The organism is Rhodoferax sp. GW821-FHT10B06 (assembly GCF_059415605.1).
In genome coordinates this window covers 122,960-139,375 of the sequence record NZ_JBWKNO010000010.1, presented here as the reverse complement: position 1 = coordinate 139,375, position 16,416 = coordinate 122,960, and the positions used below count along the sequence as shown (strand labels likewise).

Genomic DNA, 16,416 nt, shown 5'->3' with positions numbered 1-16,416 from the left:
CGTAGCTAAACCAAATCCGCGTCTATCCAGCCGCGCAGGCTGTTCAGGAACGCCAGGGCCTGTACCCGCGGCAGGTCGTCTACCCGTACCACGGCTTCTTCCAGCCGGCCGTCGGCCAGCGCTACGGCCCGGCCTATGCCGCCCAGCAGGCCGCAGGCCAGCGGCGGCGTGACCCAGCGGCCGTCCAGCAGCAGGGCGATATTGCCGCGTGTGCATTCCGTGATTTCGCCAGCCGGGCTCCACAGCAAGGTGTCGAACACGCCGGGCGGCGTAGTGAATGCGTCGTAGTGGGCGCGGCGGGTGGTTTTGAAGCGCACGAATTCGCCATAGGCCTCGGCCAGTGGGCGGTCCGCCAGCTGCAGTCGCACGCGCGCGGGCGAGGCTTCAAGCGCATAGGCCTCGGCGGTAGCATGGCCTTGCGCGTCCAGCAGCAAGCGCACGCGCCAGGACTTTTCTGGGCGGCCGGCGATCAAATTGTCCAGGGTGTGCGCGACATGCTCTGGGTTCCACGGCGTGCCGAAATGCGCGGCCGCCTGGGCCATCCGCGCCAGGTGCTCGGCGCGGTTGCGCAGCCTGCCATCGACCAGGGCCAGGGTTTCCAGCAGCGCGAACGGCGCGCTGGCGCGCTGCACAAAGGCCTGCTTGTTGGCCCATTCCTGCCACTCGCCCTCGGCATTCGCGTCAAAGGTGATTCCGCTGCCGATGCCGCACTGCGCCTTTGCGCCACGTAGGGTCACGGTGCGGATAGGTACGTTGAAGGTCGATGTGCCGCCCGGCTGCACCACGCCGATGGCGCCGCAGTAGACGCCGCGCGCGCTGGGTTCCAGCGATTGGATCTTGCGCATCGCCTGCACCTTGGGCGCGCCGGTGACCGAGCCGCAAGGGAACAGTGCAGCGAATACCTCCGCCAGGCTGCAGCCGGCGCGGGTGCGGGCACTCACATCCGAGGTCATCTGCCATACCGTCGGCAGCGCCTCGGTATGGAACAGCCGCGGCACTTGGACGCTGAAAGGTTCGGCGATGCGCGACACGTCGTTGCGCAGCAGATCCACGATCATCACGTTCTCGGCCCGTTCCTTGGACGAGCTGCGCAGCGCTGCCGCCAGGGCCGTGTCCTCGGCCTCGGTCGCGCCGCGGCGTGCCGTGCCCTTCATCGGGCGGGCCAGGATATTGCCACCGCGCCAGTCGAAAAACAGTTCGGGCGAGACCGACAGGATGTGTGTGTCACCGGTATCGATATACGCCGCATAGCCGCCCGGCTGGGCACGCTGCAAGGCGGCAAACAAGGCCTGCGGTGCGCCGCTGAAGCGGCCCCGCATCTGCGCCGTCAAGTTCACCTGGTACAGCTCGCCATCGGCAATCGCCTGCAGCACGGTCGCCATCGCGGCGTCGAAATCCGCACGGGCGATAAAGCTTTGCCAATCGATCTGCGCAGTGCCCACAGCAGCCTCAGGCCAGGGCAGGGCTTGGTCGAATACCGCGAACCAGGCCAGCGGCCCATCGGCTGCATGCACGGCCAGCGCCGCATCGAAGGCCGGCGCGGCCTCGTACTGCAGATAGCCCACGCACCACAGGCTTTGTGCGCTGGCGGCCTGCACGGCATCCAGCAGCGGCCGCACCTGGTCCAGCCTATGGGCTACCAGCGTCTGCAGCGGCGTGCCAAACGCGTGGCGCAGCCGCGGCGCGTCGGGCTGCGAAGGATCGCTGAAGTCGACCAGCGCGGTGATACCGTCCATCAGGCTGCGCCGATATGCGGCACCAGGCCGGCGGTGGGCTGGCCGGACTTGAGGGCTGCGGTGAAGGCCAGCATGCGGTCGATGGGCACACGGGCGCGCAGGCCCAGCGCGGGGTCGATATGGATCTCGTTGGTGCCCAGTTCCAGCACCTGGGCCAGGCCGGCCAGGCCATTCATCGCCATCCAGGGGCAGTGCGCGCAGCTTTTGCAGGTGGCGCTGTTGCCGGCCGTGGGGGCTTCGATGAACAGTTTGTGCGGGTTCTGCGTGCGCAGTTTGTGCAGCATGCCGTTGTCGGTGGCGACGATGAAGGTGGTGGCATCCATGGTCCGTGCGGCGTTCAGGATGGCCGAGGTCGAGCCCACGGCATCGGCCAGTGCCACCACGTCGGCGGGCGACTCGGGGTGTACCAGTACCTTGGCTTCGGGGTGCTCGGCCTTCAAGGCCTGCAGCTCGAAGACCTTGAACTCGTCGTGCACGATGCAGGCCCCGTTCCAGAACACCATGTCGGCGCCCGTTTCGCGCTGGATGTAGCTGCCCAGGTGCTTGTCGGGCGCCCACAGAATCTTGTGGCCCTGGTCTTTCAGCGCACGCACCACGTCGAGCGCGCAGCCCGAGGTCACCAGCCAGTCGGCGCGGGCTTTCACCTCGGCGCTGGTGTTGGCATAGACCACCACGGTACGGTCCGGATGGGCGTCGCAAAACGCGCTGAACTCGTCGCTAGGGCAACCCAGGTCCAGCGAGCAGGTGGCGTCCAGATCGGGCATCAGGATGCGCTTTTCGGGCGACAAAATCTTGGCGGTCTCGCCCATGAAGCGCACGCCGGAGACCACCAGGGTCTGCGCCGCATGGTCGCGGCCGAAGCGGGCCATCTCCAGCGAATCGCTGACCAGGCCGCCGGTTTCTTCGGCCAGGTCCTGCAGATCGGGGTGCACGTAGTAGTGCGACACCATGACCGCGTTGCGCTCCTTCAGCAGGCGGCGGATGCGGTCCTTCAGCGCCAGGCGCTCGGCCGGGCCGGGCTCGACCGGCACGCGGGCCCAGGCGTGGCGCGGGGTGCAGCTCGCGCCCTCTGCCGGCTGCTCGTATTCGACTTCCATCATCGTGTGCATGGCCGTCTCCTCACAGATCCAGGAAGCGCATCGAATAGTCGGTGGCCTTTACGTCCTTGGTCAGGCCGCCGATGGAGATGCGGTCCACGCCGACTTCGGCAAGACTGCGTAGGCTCTCCAGCGTGACGCCGCCAGAGATTTCCAGAACGGCTTTCTGCTTGCCGCGTGAGGCGTTGCGGCGTACTGCCTCGTGCAGTGTGGCCAGGTCCATATTGTCCAGCAGCACCATGCGGGCGCCGGCGTCCAGCGCCTCGTCCAGCTGGGCCAGGGTTTCGACCTCGATCTCGATGAAGCTGGCCTGCTGGGCCAAGGCGGCAGCGCGCTGCAATACCTGGGTCACGCCGCCAGCGGCTGCGATGTGGTTCTCTTTGATTAGCACAGCGTCATACAGGCCGATGCGGTGGTTGGTGCCGCCGCCGGTGCGTACTGCGTATTTCTGCGCCAGGCGCAGGCCGGGCAGGGTTTTTCGGGTGTCGACGATCTGCGTGCCGGTACCGGCCACGGCCTGTACGTGCAGGGCGGTGCGGCTGGCCACGGCGCTGAGCAGCTGCAGAAAGTTCAGCGCGGTGCGTTCGGCCGTCAGCAGGGCCTGGGCCGGGCCGTGCAGTTCCAGCACCACCTGGTCGGCGGAGCAGCGCTCGCCTTCATTCACCAGCCAGAGCCAGGTGGCGGTGGGGGCGATCTGGCGTAGCGTGGCTTCCACCCAGGGGGCGCCGCAGACGGTGGCGGCTTCGCGCGCCAGCACGCGGGCATGGACCTGCCGGGCCGGGTCTACCAGGGCGGCGGTCAGGTCGCCGGAGCCCACGTCTTCGGCCAGGGCGCGGGCCGCGTCGGCCTCGGCCAGGGCCTGGATCTGCGCGGGAGAAAAATCAAAAACCGTTGTCTTCATTGTTGTGGAGCGAGGGTCGGGCAGCTAGGAAGGAACGGAAGTGTGTCACATCCGTGTCGCACTTTTGCCGCCATGGGCTTGCAAGACTGGCACTATGTGTCTTATGCATACCCCAGAAACTGAACTCCAGCGCCTGCTCACCTTGCAGCGCCAGGCCCATGCGGCCGACCCGGCACCTGCTTACGCGCTGCGCCTGGACCGCTTGCAGCGGCTGGACGCGCTGCTGGAGAAGCATGGCGAACATTTCACGGCCCTGGTCAGCCAGGACTTTGGCAACCGTTCGGCGGTGGAGACCCGGCTGACCGAGCTGCTACCGGTGCGTGGTGGGATACGCCATGCGCGCCACCATCTGCGCGCCTGGATGCGGCCCCGGCGGGTGGCGACGGCGCTGGCATTCTGGCCCGGGCGCAGCCGCCTGTTGGTCCAGCCGCTGGGCGTGGTGGGCATCGTCAGCCCCTGGAACTACCCGCTGCTGCTGGCCTTGTCACCGCTGGTGGATGTGCTGGCGGCGGGGAACCGGGCGCTGCTCAAGCCGTCCGAGCTCACTCCCTTGTTTGCCGATGCGCTGCAGGCCGCAGTGGCCGAATTTTTTGCGCCCGAAGAAGTGGCGGTACTGACCGGCGACGCGGCCCTGGGCCAGGCTTTTTGCGCTACACCGTTTGACCACTTGGTGTTCACCGGCTCCACCGCCGTGGGGCGGCTGGTGGCGCAGGCGGCAGCGAAGAACCTCACGCCGGTGACGCTGGAGCTGGGCGGCAAGTCGCCGGCCATCGTGGATGCGTCTTGCGATTTGGACCAGGTGGTGGACCGGCTGGCCTGGGGCAAGCTGATCAACGCCGGCCAGACCTGCATCGCGCCGGACTACGTGCTGGTGCCGCGCGGCCAGCAGGGCGCTTTTGTGGATGCGCTGCGCGCCAGCATGCAGCGCCTGTACCCGCGCTTCCAGGGCAACCCCGACTACACCAGCATCGCCAGCGACCGCCATCTGCAGCGCCTGCACGCCTTGGTGGACGACGCGCGCCAGCAGGGCGCCAGGGTGGTGGAGCTGGAGCCGTCCGCCGTGCCTGGCGTGGGCCGCCAGTTGGCGCCGGTGCTGCTGCTGGATGTGCACGCCGGCATGCGCGCGCTGCAGGAGGAAATCTTCGGCCCCATCCTGCCCATCGTGCCCTACGACACGCTGGACCAGGCGATTGCCTATGTGAACGCCCGCGACAAGCCGCTGGCCCTGTACTGGTTTGGCACCGACACGGCGCACCGCGACCAGGTGCTGGCGCAGACCCAGTCGGGTGGCGTGTGCATCAACGATTGCCTGCTGCACCTGGTGCAGGACGGTCTGCCGTTCGGCGGTGTGGGGCCGTCGGGCATGGGGCATTACCACGGGGAATATGGTTTTCGCCAGTTCAGCAAGGAAAAGCCGGTGTTCCTGCAGTCGCGCTGGTCGGCGGGCGGCCTGGTGTATCCGCCGTACCGGCCGTCCATCCAGCGGCTGCTGAAGTGGATGGGCCGGTTGAACTAAGCCTTGCTATTGTTTAGATAGCTGCTTGCGCAGGTAATACTTGCGCTGGAGCCTGTTTTTCTTTAAATGTCTCAGGACGCTGTATCCGGCTCCCAGCCGCCGCCCAGCGCCAGGAACAGCAACACCTGGTCGTCGGCCAGCTGGGCCTGGGACGCGGCCAGGGCGGCTTCGCTGCTGGCCAGGGCGCGCTCGGCGTCCAGGGCTTCCAGGTAGCCGGTCTTGCCGTTGCGATACAGCTGGCGGGCTTGCTGGGCCACGGCGGCGTTTTCTCGGGCGGCAGCTTGCAGCGCGGCGTGGCGGTCCAGCTCGCGGGCATAGGTGTTCAGGGCGGTCTCGGTCTCGCGCAGGGCGGTCAGCACCGTGCCGTCGAACTTGGCCAGTGCGCCACGGGTGGTCGCCTCGGCCTGGGCGATGCGGGCCTGTACCACGCCGTTGATGGGGATGCTCCAGCTGATCAGCGGGCCTATGCCCCAGCTCAGCGTGTCCTTGCGGCCAAAGCCCACGGCCTCGCCTTCGGACGCGCCCTGCAGGCCAAAGCTGATCTTGGGGTACAGGTCGGCTGTGACCACGCCGATGCGGGCCGTGGCCTCGGCCAGGTTGCGCTCGGCCTGGCGGATGTCGGGCCGGCGGCGCAGCAGGGCCGCACCGTCGCCCACTGGCAGCGTGCCGGCGGCTTGCGGCGGCGTGCTGCAGCCGGCCACGTCGCGCGGGAAGTCCTGCGGCAGTGCACCGGTGAGTGTGGCCAGCCGGTACAGCGCGCTTTGGCGCTCGGCCTGCAGCGGCGGCAGGCTGGCGTTCAACTGCTGCAGCTGGCCGCGGGCGCGGCCGGCGTCCAGGCTGCCGGCGCGGCCGGCTTGCTGCAGCTTCTCGGAGATGTCTACCGCCTCTTTTTGCAGGGTGATGGATTTCTCGGTGGCGGCGATGCGCAGCCCGCTGGAGCAGACCTCGGCATAGGCGCGGGTGGTGCCGGCGGCCACGTTGATGCGGGCCAGGTCCAGTGCGGCCTGGGCGCCATCGCCGGCGGCGTTGGCGGCCTCGATGCCGCGGCGGATCTGGCCGAACAGATCGACCTGGTAGGACAGGCCGGCGCTGGCGCTGTACAGATAGCTATTCGGTGGCTCGTAGTCTTTGTGCAGCAGCGACAGGCCGGACACATGGCCGAACTCGGGGCCGGCCTTGGCGTTCAGCGTGGGTTTTTGCGCGCCGGCAGCTTCGCTCTCAAGGGAACGCACACGCTCCAGGTTGGCCACGGCCTGGCGCAGGTCGGTGTTGTGCTCCAGGGCCTGCTGCACCAGCCGGTCCAGCAGCGGGTCCTGGTACAGCCGCCACCAGTGGGCGGGTAGGGGCTGGGCGGAGAACGGGGCCTGCCCGTCCACGTCGGCAAAGGGCTTGGCGGCGGCGGGCTGGCTGGCCAGCGCCTGTGGCGGCAGCTGGTAATCGGGGCCTACGGGGGCGGTGCTACAGGCGGCCAGGGATGCCAGTGCGGTTGCAGCCAGCAAGGCCAGCAGCGGCCGCATGGGTTTAGGGCGGAATATCGCTTGCATGGTTTCAACCTTTGGGGGCAGCCGGTGCGGCGTTGCTGGCCAGGGGCTCGGTTTTTTCGGGCGTGGCCTCTTCCTGCACCTGCACGGTGACGGTTTCGCCGGCCACCAGGCGCACGCCGGCGGGCAGCGGGTCGAGCTGGATGCGTACCGGTATGCGCTGCGGCAGGCGCACCCAGTTGAAGGTCGGGTTCACATTGGGTAGCAGGTTGCTGCTGGGGCTGCGGTCGTGGTCGGCAATGCCTGCGGCCACGCTTTCCACCACGCCGGGCAGGGCTGCGCCGCCGCCCATGGGGGTCACGCCCACGCGGTCGCCCACGTGGATGCGGGCCAGCTTGGTTTCTTCGAAGTAGCCCTCGACGTAGAAGGAGCGTTCGTCCACCAGGGCCAGTACCGGGTGGCCGGCGCTGGCGTAGCTGCCGGTGTGCAGGTCCAGGTTGGTGATCCAGCCGTCGCTGGGCGCGCGCACCAGGGCGCGTTCCAGGTTCAGCCGGGCGGCGTCGACCGCCAGTTCGCCCTGGGCCACGGTGGCCTGGGCCTGGTCGGCGCGGGTGCGGGCCTGTTCGCGCAGCTCTTGCGACAACAGGGTGCCCAGGCCGGCATCGCGCTCGCTTTCGCGTTGCGCCTGGGCCAGGGCAATGCGCTGGGCACCCAGCACGGCCTGGGCCTGGCGCAGGGCCAGCGCGTAGCGGGCGCGGTCCACCTCGAACAGTAGCTCGCCGGCATGCACCTGCTGGTTGTCGCGCACGGCGACGGTGGTGACCAGGCCGGACACATCGGCTGCCACCTGGACCACATTGGCGCGCACCCGGCCGTCGCGCGTCCAGGGCGCCAGTTCATAGTGGTCCCACAGGCGCAGCGCGGCCCAGATGGCGGCGGCCACCATCAGCAGGGTGACGAGGATGCGGGCTCCGCGCAGGGCCCAGGTGGTGGGGGTGGAGGTAGAGCTTGTCATGGTGAACTTAGTGCAAAAGAGCGGAGGCGCGGCTGATCGCATACAGCAGCAGCACATACAGGGCGAGGTCGAACAGTGCGGGGTGCCAGACCCAGCGGTACAGGCCGGCGCTGGCCAGCAGCCGGCGCACACCCCAGAGCGCGAACAGGGCGCCCAGGGCCAGCAACATCAGCCAGGGCAGGTACAGGCCGTAAACACTGGTTTGGCCGATCATGTGGGGGCTCCTTCGGGGCTGAGTGCCGCTGGGGCATGGGGAAACAGGTTGCGGCGCAGGCCGACCAGCGCAGTCACGGCGTTGCGGCCGTCGGCATGCGGGCTGGCCAGGGCGGCAGCCAGGCTATGGTCTATATGCGCCAGCAGGCTTGACGGCCAGGGGCTGCTGCGGCCGGCACCGCGCTGGCGGAAGAAGCGGGCCATGCTGGCCAGCACCGCGCCGACGGACTGCGCAGGTAACTGGTCGCGGCTGCCCTGCAGGCCGGCGATGTCCATGCCGACACGCAGATCGCGCAGGGCGTCATTCGTCACCAGGTTCGGGTCGTCCGGGCTGGCCAGGGCCACGCGCGGCGCCAGCAGGCCGATGCGGTCCAGCATGCGCACCGTGTAGTCGGCATTGCCTGGCGCGCCGCGGGCGGCGGCCATGTCGCCCAGCTCGCGCCAGATGGCGCGCTGGATGCGGCGGGCGCTCCATTCCGCACCTACCGAGCGAACCAACCGGGTCACCCGGGCGGCCACCACAATGCCGACGATCTGTCCGGCCATGGAGTTGAAGAACAAGGCCAAGTCCACATTCGAGGTGTCGTGCAGCGCCAGCGTGCCGGCCACGCCGAACAGCAGAGCGAGTGCACTGCCCATGGTGGCGGGGCGGGCCATGTAGCAGCCGGCCAGCAGAAACAGCGGTGCACAGACCAGCACCAGCATGCCGAAGTCGTGCACCAGCGGCAGCAGCACCAGCACGTAGACGACGGAGATCGGCATGGACCACAGCGTGAATTTCAGAAAGCCGTGGATGGCCGGCACCGGGTCGTCCATGCTGGCGAAGAAGCTGCAAAACACCGCCGCCATCATCGCGGCGGCCGAACCGGACGACCAGCCGGTGGCGATCCAGAAGGCGCTGCACAGGCAGATCGCCAGCACCGCCGCCAGGGCGGACAGCAGCGCCATGCCGTAGTCGCGGTGCAGCACGCGGTTGCTACTGGCCTGGTGGTGTGGCATGGCCACGCCCGACAGGCCGGCGTCGATGTCGCGCCGCAGCTGGGCGCAGGCGCGCCAGCCTTGCACCAGTTCTTCCAGCCCGGCGGCCAGGCCCATGCGCAATGCGCGTTCCCAGGCTGGTAGTGCGGGTTGCTCGGCGATGGCCTGGACGGCGGCTTGCAGCGCGGGCAGTTCCGTCGACTGGTCCGGCGTGGCGGCTTCCAGCCAGCGGCCTATCTGTGCCAGCAGCGCGGAGACGTCGGCGCTCAGCGTGCCGCCTTGGGCTTGCTCCAGTGCGGCCAGCCGGTCTTCGACGGAGGACAGCGTGGGCGTCAGCGCGGCGACGCGGTCCTGCATGGCGCGGATGGCGTCGGCGGTCCAGCGCAGATGGGTGGTGTCAAACGGTACGTGGGTAGACAGCAGGCGCAGCTGGGTGATGTCCATCGCCAGCCGGCGCCGGTCGGCACCCAGTGCGTGCGGGTCGTGGCTACCTTGGCGTGGGCCGGGGCGCAGCAGGTCGCGCAACCAGCGTTGGGCGTCGCCCAGGGTGCGGTCCATCAGCCCCAGCAGGGTCGGGGCTAGGCTGGTGGGCAGGACGATGCTGTGGACCAGGCTGGCGCAGAGGATGGCCAGGCCGATTTCTTCCACCCGGGCCACGGCGGTGTCGAACATCTGCAGCGGTGCCTGTACCGAGGGGAAGCCGATCAGCGCAGCGGTGTAGCCAGCCAGTAGAAAGATGTAGGCGCGCGGCGTGCGGTCCAGCAGCGAGATGAACAGGCACAGGCCGGTCCACAAGGCCAGCGCCAGGGTCAGCAGCTCGGGCGCGTTGGACAGTGTGGGCACCAGCAACACGGCGGCGCTGCTGCCCAGCAAGGTGCCCAGGAAGCGGAATAGTGCCTTGGAGCGCACTGCGCCGGCTAGCGGGTTGGCCACTACGTAGGCCGTCAGCAGCGTCCAGAACGGGCGCGGCAGACCGGCGCGGTTGGCGATATACATGGCCAGCATGCCGGAGCCGAAAGTCTTGAGAGAAAACAGCACTTCGGCATGGCTGAAGCGCGGCAGCTTCATGGCGTGTCGGCTTTGGCGGGGACGGCCATGCCGAGCTCGGCACTGCTCTTGCGGCCCAGGCGTTGCTCCAGCGTGGCAAAGACGCGCAGGCAGGCGGCCACGTCTTCGTCGCTGACGCCCTCGTACAGCACGGCGCGCATGTCTTCCAGGGCGGCTTCGATGTGGGCGCGGGCGACGGCGCCGGCCGTCGTCATGTGCAGCGTCTTGGCGCGGCGGTCGGCAGGGTCTTCCTGGCAGCTGATGAGGCCGGACTTTTCCAGCTGGGCGATGGATCGCACCAGGGACGGGCCTTCGATGTTCAGCAGGTTGGCCAGCACACCCTGGCGCAAGCCGTCGCCGTGGCGGCCGATCATCACCAGCGGCAGGGCCAGTGCCTGCGACAAGCCGGCGTGGGCCACGGTCTTGTCCACCGCCGCCCTGTAGCCGCGCTGCAGGCCGGCCAGGGACACCGACAAAGCCATCAGGGACGCCGTGCGCTGGGCGCTGTCTGCGGGGGATGGGGTGGGCATGGTGGAATATTAAATTAGTTAGCTTGCTATCTAGTTTAACGGATTTTGCGATTTCGTGCGTCGGGGACAATGCCGCATGCGATTTTTTAGAGACACCAATCTTTCGGCCGCTACCGCCGGCTTTGTGGCCGTGTTGGTGGGTTTCACCAGTTCCGTGGCCATCGTTTTCCAGGCCGCGCAGGCCTTGCACGCCACGCCCGAGCAAACCACTTCGTGGATGTGGGCGCTGGGCTTGGGCATGGGGCTGTGCACGCTGTTGCCCTCGCTGTGGCTGCGCATGCCGGTGATGGTGGCCTGGTCCACGCCCGGCGCGGCAGTGGTGGCCACGGCGGCAGTGGCCGGCGGTTTCAGCATGGCCGAGGCGGTGGGGGCTTTCATGGTCAGCGCGGCGCTGATCACCCTGTGCGGTGTGACCGGCTGGTTCGAGAAGGTGATGGACCGTATTCCCATGGCGATCGCCGCTGCGCTGCTGGCCGGCGTGCTGGCGCGCTTCGGGCTTAACGGCTTTGCCGCTGCCCATACCGCCTTACCCCTGGTGCTGCTGATGCTGGCGGTGTACCTGTTGGCGCGGCGTTGGCTGCCGCGCTACGCGGTGGTATTGACTTTGTTGGTTGCTATTGCTTTTGTAGCTTCTCGCGGAGAAGTGGCGGGCGCCAGCATCGTATTTTCCTTGGCAAGCCCGGTGTGGGTGACGCCGCAGTTCAGCTGGGCTGCCACCATCGGCATGGCCTTGCCGCTGTTTGTGGTGACCATGGCCTCACAGAACCTGCCCGGTGTGGCGGCGATCCGCGCGGCCGGCTACCCCATGCCGATCTCCAAGCTGATCAGCATCACCGGCCTGGCGACGCTGGTGCTGGCACCGTTTGGCGGCTATGCGCTGTGCCTGAGCTCCATCACCGCCGCCATCTGCATGGGGCCGGAGGCGCATGCAGATAAGGCCAAACGCTATACCGCAGCCGTGTCGTGCGGCCTGATCTACGTGCTGATCGGTATCTTTGGCGCGGCCATCACCGGCCTGTTGACAGCCTTCCCGCGCGAGCTGATCGCCGCGATTGCCGGCCTGGCGCTGCTGGGCACCATAGGCAATGCGCTATCGGCCGCGCTGCAGGACGTGCAGCACCGCGAGGCCGCTACCATCACTTTCCTGGTCACGCTCAGCGGCGTGGTGATAGCCGGGGTCGGCTCGGCGTTTTGGGGTGTGGTGGCGGGCACGCTGGCGCTGTTTGTGCAGAGCCTGGGGCGCGGGGGGCGGGCCAGCACTTGAGAGGGCGTCCGGGTCAGATCACCCCTAGGCTTAGTTCGATGTCCAGGCGCGATGGCACAGCCCGGCCATGCAAAAGCCCAGGCACATAGGCGGTTGCCAGGAACATGGTTTTCATGTGCTCCACCGCCTCTTCGTCGCCGCTGCTGACCTGTAGCACGGCCACATCCACCACCCGACCCTGGGTGTCAATAAACAGGCGCAGGCGGATCGGGTAGCCGGTGAAGCCCAGGCCTTCCAACTGCCTGAGATCGGGTTCCGACTTGGGTAGTACCGGTTGGTCTAACTGGGTAGATGCGATGAATGTGTCTGGCGGGGCTGCTGCTAGCGTGACGGCGGGAGCGGTTGCGGGAGGCGCTGCCGGCGCAGGTGCACGGCTGCTGGTTGCAGGGGGCGGCAGTAGCTGGACGTGCATTGGAGGCAATGTGGCGCCAGCTGGCGTCTGGGACTGTGCGGGGGTGGTAGCGAGCCAGGCCTCGTACAGCACCAGGTGTGCGAGCATGGAACAGACTGCCGCCCGAGCGAGGCCTGGTGTGCCAAGGAATCTCATCGCGGCGGGTTATTGCGCTGTTACGTCGCGCCAGTTCAGGCGCTTGACACCGCTGGCGGTGGATAGGGCTGCCGGCGTGGTTACCGCGGTGCCCGTGCTGTCGCCGGCCACCACGCGCAGCTTGCCGTTGACGTTCTGGATCGCCACGTCGACGATTACACCGGCCATGGTGGCCGACTGCCCGATGGTGGCGGTGCCCGCGCTGTTTTGCAGCACGCTGGCGCCGGTTGCGATATTGAAACTCCGCAGGTAGCCGGTGCCGGACGGGCTGCACACCGAGCCATTCGGCAGGTTCACGCCAATAGCGGCTGTGCCGCTGTTGGCCGTGGGGTCGATGTTGACGCGCTCAGCAATGCCGGTAGAGGCGTCGACGGACAGGTCGTAATACCAGCCCAAAGCCGAGGTGGGGGCGCTGCCAATGCCGGTCAGCATGCTGGTATTGGCCTCCAGTGCGCTGCGCGTCAACGGTGTGGCATAGGTGCTTGCGGTCTGGAACGCGCCAAAGCCCATGGTGCCGTCATAAATGGAGTAAATGCTCTGGACTGCTGTGCTGGCAACATCGCTGTCGGCCAGCAAGCGGCCCGTGCCCACGACGACATAGCGTTTGGAGGTAGTGGGGTTGATTTCAACCAGCGGCCGCGTCGTCAAGGGCTGCGGTGTGCCCGATGTCTTGTACAGGGTCGCCATCTTCGTTGGGGTGGAGTAGGCGGATGTTGTAGGGGTCAGGTCCACTCGCCACAGATTGCCTTGTAGATCGCCTGCATAGATGGAGTCGGCCGTGAAATCGGTGCGGTTGGACGAGTAGCTTGTGGCATGGGCCAAATTGAGGGGCGAGGTGGTTGACCCCTCCGAGGTGGCTACCGTTTCCAGCAGGGCTCCTGTTTTTGGGTTGACAAAAAAGAAATAACCTTTGCCGTCGCTGTTGTTGTAGCCCGAGGTGAATACCAGCACCCAGCCGTATTTGTTGGTTTTCATCGCCATGGGTTCGCCGAAGCTATAGCCCATGCGGGCAATGGTGGTGGTGTCGGTCACCAGGGGGAACTCCCACAGGACCTTGGCGGCCAACGTAGTTTCGCTGGTCCAGTCGCCATAGCTGGCACTGGTGGTGACCCCCGATGTGGTGGACTCGGCCTCGCCGGGGTTGGTGACATCCAGCGCGTAAAAGCCTTTGCCGCCTTTGCCCAGGCCGCCAATCAACAGGGTATGCCAATCTGGCGTGGCGCTGATCTTGCTGCAGACGGCCGTGGTGCTGCTGGTATCGCTGGTGCAGACCTTGGCCAGGTCCATGTCAAAATCCAGTGGCGTGGCGTCCACCTGGTAATAATGCGAGCGGCTTGGGCTGCCGATGGACGCCAGGCCGGTGGTCGCGGCGGTGCTGGATGTGCCATAGACAAAGCTGGGGATGAAGGCGAACAGTTCCTGGCCGCAGGTCGTGCAGGTGGAGGCAGCCGCTCTGGCGCCTGTGCTGGTGGTGCCAGGCATGGTGCCGTCGAAGGCGTGCAGCATGCCGTCATTGCTGCCGGCGTAGACCACAGTTTTGCGTTTGCTGTAGGCGATCTTGAAGGCGTTATAGCCCCGGTTGTACATCTCGTAATAAGGCATGCTGGGCGCTCCCACTGCCGTGACTTTGGAGTTGACGATGTCGCCCAGCAAATAGTCGCGCTGGCGGTAGATCCGGTTCGTCGCGGTGACGGTAGCGCTCAATTCGTTGCTGCGGTCGCCGCGCAGATAGGCCAGGTAGTCTGCCGCAGGTGTGCTGGAGGTTGACGTGGTTCCGGTGATGCTGGCGAACGAGGGGTAGTACAGGCGGCCGGTGCTGCCGCAGGCGGTCAAAGCTGTGGAGGTAAAGGCAATGCCTGCTTTGGCGGTGTCGCAAAAGGTGATGATCTTGCGTGTGCTTGCGGGTGTCGCCAGTGCTTCCAGTTTGTCGCGTGCATTCCAGATCGGCGTGGGGGTGGGATTGCCGCTGCTGTCGTAGCTGATGGTGGATCCAATGAGCTTGGAGGTCCAGTTTGTAGGGTCGTAGCTCGCCGAATAGCCGGCGTTGCCGGAGACCACATTGGGCGACGGCAAGGCAAAGGTGGAACTATTGGCCTCGCTCAGCTCGGTGGAAATCTTGTTGAAGGCGGCGATCAGGCCGGACTTCATGGTGGCGGGTGAGCTACCGAAGAAGTAGTTGTCGGGGCGCTTATCCGACGTTCCATCCGTGCTGAAGGTGGTGGTAGAGCTGGTGGTGAAGCTGGATGAGGTGTCTGAATTGGTATACCAGGAACTGTCCGCCAGAGTCGTGGTGCTGTTGCTACTGGAATAGGGTGAAAAGCTGCTCGGCACCGTAAAGCCGCCATATTTGGCGGCCAGCCAATACTGGTTCTTGTGCAGGTAGGTTTGGTTCTCCATCACGTCCATCCAGTAGGTGTTGATGGTTTGCTTGCCCGTCAAATCGGAACGCATGTCCATGGTGTGCGCGTCGTAGGCCAATCCTGCTATGTAGTAAGTGTTACATTGCCTGGCGCCAACGGAGTTGCCGCTGGTGTTGTCGCAAGTGGTGCCGCCTGTTGCGGCGAATGTGCTGGCCAGGCTGCTTTTCCCTTCCAGAGTGCCGACCATATTGGTGGCGACTCCGACATCCACGGAGGTGTCGTCGCTGGGGTAGGAATTGGCGGTATCAATCGGTGTGCTGAGCGAGCGGACTGTGCTGCCGTACAAATTACCATCGCGATGGGTGTTGACATCCCCAATGCCCAGTATGAAATTCTTCTGGCATGCATACACGATTGGATCCGCGCCCATGGTGCTGCTGTCCGCTGTGCGCCATTTGGTAATCACCGGGAAACCATCGGCATAGGCGGCCGTCGTGCCCGTGGTGTAGGTGTTGAAGTTGGCCAAACCTTTGTAATAGCGCAAGACCGTGTTGTACAGCTCGCTTACCGGGTCCTTGGATTTGTAACCTTGTGAGTAATAGCCAAATTTGTTCAGGTAGTTCATCGCACCACTTTGCACCACGGCTGTCGAGGCCAGGCTAAAAGTATTGACGGTGTCTGATGCATCCAGTGGCGCGGGGTTGGTGGCCATGATGCCGGTGGTCGCACTCCACTCTGGGGCACCGTCGTTGGTGATGTCAGCCGAGCCCGGAACGGGTTTCTTTGGACCGATGTAGTTCATGCGGGCTCGCATTACTCCGCCGTCACGCTGCTGGGCAGTCGTGCCGGTCAGGGTTCCATCATGGTTGAGGTAGCCGAAAGCCGAATAGCGCAGCTGCATGGCATAGGTTTGCATCAAGCCCTCGGGCTTGTAGGCGTTGCCATATAGCACGCAGTTGTCTTCTTTCAATGCGGCGGAGACACAGGCCGCCACATTGATGTAGACCTCGTAAACGGTGTTGGAGTTTCCGTCGGAGCCGCTTTGGGCCTGGTAGGGCGTGGCTGTCGTTGCTGAGTCAATACTGCCGTTTTTGGTAATCCACATGCGGGAGCCCAATGCCCAGATGCGCGTGGTCGCGGCGCTCCAGTTGAAGGGTGTGGCACCCGATACCAGGCTTGTGGATTTGTTGGGCACATTGGACGACGTGGCACGCCCGGAAGCTGACCAGGTCTTGGTCAGGACGGTGTCGATCGTAGTGTCGCTGGTGCTGGTTGCTGTATTGGTGTCGGTGCTCCGGTAGCCCCCGGTCATGATCCAGCGAAACTCGTCCATGGTCTGCATGGAAGCCCAGTTGAGATAGTTGCCACTCCATAGGGGGGTGCTGGATGTGGTGCACACATGGCTGCTGGCGGCCATGTTGGGCTTGAAATAGCTGTTGGCTGGCGTCGTCGAGTTGTAGACGTACTGGTAGCACATCTCCGGGTTGAAATACCCGATGAACGTGGAGCTGGTGGCATATGCGGTGGTGCTCAGATAGGCTGAGGTGGTCGCCGTCGGCCACTCCACCGACAGAGCCAAGGCCAGATTGCCGGGCACCTTGACGGTGGAAAACAGCGGGTAATCCGCCAGGTCGATAGCGGCTTGCGCGGGCAGTGTCATGCAACAACCGAGTAAAGCGCCGCATACGGTGCTGACTAGACGGGTGAGCATTAGATGGAGCGGAGATTGCA

The 16,416-nt window shown here is 66.0% G+C and carries 12 protein-coding genes; 2 read left to right on the top strand and 10 right to left on the bottom strand.

All coding sequences use genetic code 11. From position 1 onward, the window contains the following. Positions 1-5 precede the first annotated feature (5 nt). Genes pabB through nadC form a run of 3 tightly spaced genes read right to left on the bottom strand, consistent with a single transcriptional unit; the run spans position 6 to position 3,734 of the window. Entirely contained in the window at positions 6-1,736 is a 1,731-nt protein-coding gene (pabB, locus tag AC07O2_RS16655; RefSeq protein ID WP_495076856.1) for an aminodeoxychorismate synthase component I, read from the bottom strand. After that, a complete protein-coding gene (gene nadA, locus AC07O2_RS16650) occupies positions 1,736-2,845 on the bottom strand; it encodes a quinolinate synthase NadA (RefSeq protein ID WP_495076855.1) in 1,110 nt (369 codons plus the stop codon). Before nadA ends, pabB begins: the two co-directional genes overlap by 1 nt. A gap of 10 nt (positions 2,846-2,855) precedes the next feature. Continuing rightward, a complete protein-coding gene (gene nadC, locus AC07O2_RS16645) occupies positions 2,856-3,734 on the bottom strand; it encodes a carboxylating nicotinate-nucleotide diphosphorylase (RefSeq protein WP_495076854.1) in 879 nt (292 codons plus the stop codon). A 103-nt stretch (positions 3,735-3,837) separates the two neighbouring features. Between nadC and AC07O2_RS16640 the strand changes: the two genes are divergently transcribed. After that, positions 3,838-5,250, top strand: a complete 1,413-nt coding sequence (locus tag AC07O2_RS16640) for a coniferyl aldehyde dehydrogenase (protein ID WP_495076853.1) — start codon at positions 3,838-3,840, stop codon at positions 5,248-5,250. 71 nt (positions 5,251-5,321) lie between these two features. On the opposite strand, the gene AC07O2_RS16635 is transcribed toward AC07O2_RS16640, so the two are convergent. From AC07O2_RS16635 to AC07O2_RS16615, 5 genes are read right to left on the bottom strand one after another with little or no spacing between them, the layout of a single operon-like run. Continuing rightward, positions 5,322-6,767, bottom strand: a complete 1,446-nt coding sequence (locus tag AC07O2_RS16635) for an efflux transporter outer membrane subunit (RefSeq protein ID WP_495076909.1) — start codon at positions 6,765-6,767, stop codon at positions 5,322-5,324. A 31-nt stretch (positions 6,768-6,798) separates the two neighbouring features. After that, the gene (locus AC07O2_RS16630; protein ID WP_495076852.1) at positions 6,799-7,746 is read right to left on the bottom strand and encodes an efflux RND transporter periplasmic adaptor subunit; all 948 of its coding nucleotides are present in this window, start codon (positions 7,744-7,746) and stop codon (positions 6,799-6,801) included. A gap of 7 nt (positions 7,747-7,753) precedes the next feature. Then, positions 7,754-7,960 carry a DUF1656 domain-containing protein gene (locus AC07O2_RS16625; RefSeq protein ID WP_495076851.1) on the bottom strand — a complete coding sequence of 69 codons (207 nt, stop codon included), beginning with the start codon at positions 7,958-7,960 and terminating at the stop codon, positions 7,754-7,756. Then, positions 7,957-10,005, bottom strand: a complete 2,049-nt coding sequence (locus AC07O2_RS16620) for an FUSC family protein (protein ID WP_495076850.1) — start codon at positions 10,003-10,005, stop codon at positions 7,957-7,959. The genes AC07O2_RS16625 and AC07O2_RS16620 overlap by 4 nt, the downstream gene beginning before the upstream one ends. Beyond that, positions 10,002-10,514: a MarR family winged helix-turn-helix transcriptional regulator gene (locus AC07O2_RS16615; protein ID WP_495076849.1), complete on the bottom strand. Its 513-nt coding sequence runs from the start codon at positions 10,512-10,514 to the stop codon at positions 10,002-10,004. Before AC07O2_RS16615 ends, AC07O2_RS16620 begins: the two co-directional genes overlap by 4 nt. A 76-nt stretch (positions 10,515-10,590) precedes the next feature. Between AC07O2_RS16615 and AC07O2_RS16610 the strand changes: the two genes are divergently transcribed. Next, on the top strand, positions 10,591-11,778 hold the full coding sequence (locus AC07O2_RS16610) for a benzoate/H(+) symporter BenE family transporter (protein WP_495076848.1): 1,188 nt from the start codon (positions 10,591-10,593) through the stop codon (positions 11,776-11,778). Positions 11,779-11,791: 13 nt separating this feature from the next. Here the strand turns inward: AC07O2_RS16610 and AC07O2_RS16605 are convergent, their stop codons facing one another. Further along, positions 11,792-12,277 (bottom strand): energy transducer TonB, encoded by a 486-nt coding sequence (locus AC07O2_RS16605; RefSeq protein WP_495076847.1) that lies wholly within the window; start codon positions 12,275-12,277, stop codon positions 11,792-11,794. Positions 12,278-12,334: 57 nt separating this feature from the next. After that, positions 12,335-16,345: a pilus assembly protein gene (locus tag AC07O2_RS16600; protein WP_495076846.1), complete on the bottom strand. Its 4,011-nt coding sequence runs from the start codon at positions 16,343-16,345 to the stop codon at positions 12,335-12,337. Positions 16,346-16,416: the final 71 nt, after the last annotated feature.